Annotated in this window: 1 rRNA gene; it reads right to left on the bottom strand. The window is 56.2% G+C overall.

Annotated elements, in window-relative coordinates:
- Nucleotides 1–2: 2 nt before the first annotated feature.
- Nucleotides 3–1,394: ribosomal RNA gene (locus J5Y04_RS41150) — 23S ribosomal RNA — on the bottom strand; the annotation flags it as partial.

Raw genomic sequence — 1,394 nt, 5'->3', positions numbered from 1 at the left:
CTGAGGACAAGCCCTCGGCCTATTAGTACCGGTCAACTCCACCCCTCACAGGGCTTCCATATCCGGCCTATCAACCCAGTCGTCTACTGGGAGCCTTACCCTCTCAAGGAGGTGGGAGTGCTCATCTCGAAGCAGGCTTCCCGCTTAGATGCTTTCAGCGGTTATCCCTCCCGAACGTAGCCAACCAGCCATGCCCTTGGCAGAACAACTGGCACACCAGAGGTTCGTCCGTCCCGGTCCTCTCGTACTAGGGACAGCCCTTCTCAACACTCCTACGCGCACAGCGGATAGGGACCGAACTGTCTCACGACGTTCTAAACCCAGCTCGCGTACCGCTTTAATGGGCGAACAGCCCAACCCTTGGGACCTACTCCAGCCCCAGGATGCGACGAGCCGACATCGAGGTGCCAAACCATCCCGTCGATATGGACTCTTGGGGAAGATCAGCCTGTTATCCCCGGGGTACCTTTTATCCGTTGAGCGACGGCGCTTCCACAAGCCACCGCCGGATCACTAGTCCCTACTTTCGTACCTGCTCGACCCGTCAGTCTCACAGTCAAGCTCCCTTGTGCACTTACACTCAACACCTGATTGCCAACCAGGCTGAGGGAACCTTTGGGCGCCTCCGTTACCCTTTAGGAGGCAACCGCCCCAGTTAAACTACCCACCAGACACTGTCCCTGATCCGGATCACGGACCCAGGTTAGACATCCAGCACGACCAGAGTGGTATTTCAACGACGACTCCACAACAACTGGCGTTGCTGCTTCAAAGTCTCCCACCTATCCTACACAAGCCGAACCGAACACCAATATCAAGCTATAGTAAAGGTCCCGGGGTCTTTCCGTCCTGCTGCGCGAAACGAGCATCTTTACTCGTAATGCAATTTCACCGGGCCTATGGTTGAGACAGTCGAGAAGTCGTTACGCCATTCGTGCAGGTCGGAACTTACCCGACAAGGAATTTCGCTACCTTAGGATGGTTATAGTTACCACCGCCGTTTACTGGCGCTTAAGTTCTCAGCTTCGCCCCGACGAATCAGAGCTAACCGGTCCCCTTAACGTTCCAGCACCGGGCAGGCGTCAGTCCGTATACATCGCCTTACGGCTTCGCACGGACCTGTGTTTTTAGTAAACAGTCGCTTCTCGCTGGTCTCTGCGGCCACCCCCAGCTCTGGCAGCAAGTGCCGTCACCAGGAATGGCCCCCCTTCTCCCGAAGTTACGGGGGCATTTTGCCGAGTTCCTTAACCATAGTTCACCCGAACGCCTCGGTATTCTCTACCTGACCACCTGAGTCGGTTTGGGGTACGGGCCGCCATGAAACTCGCTAGAGGCTTTTCTCGACAGCATAGGATCATCCACTTCACCACAATCGGCTCGGCATCAGGTCTCAG

Origin of the sequence: Kitasatospora sp. RG8 (genome assembly GCF_017813315.1) — a bacterium.
Taxonomy (GTDB): Bacteria; Actinomycetota; Actinomycetes; order Streptomycetales; family Streptomycetaceae; genus Kitasatospora.
This window is presented reverse-complemented; position numbering and strand designations above follow the sequence as displayed.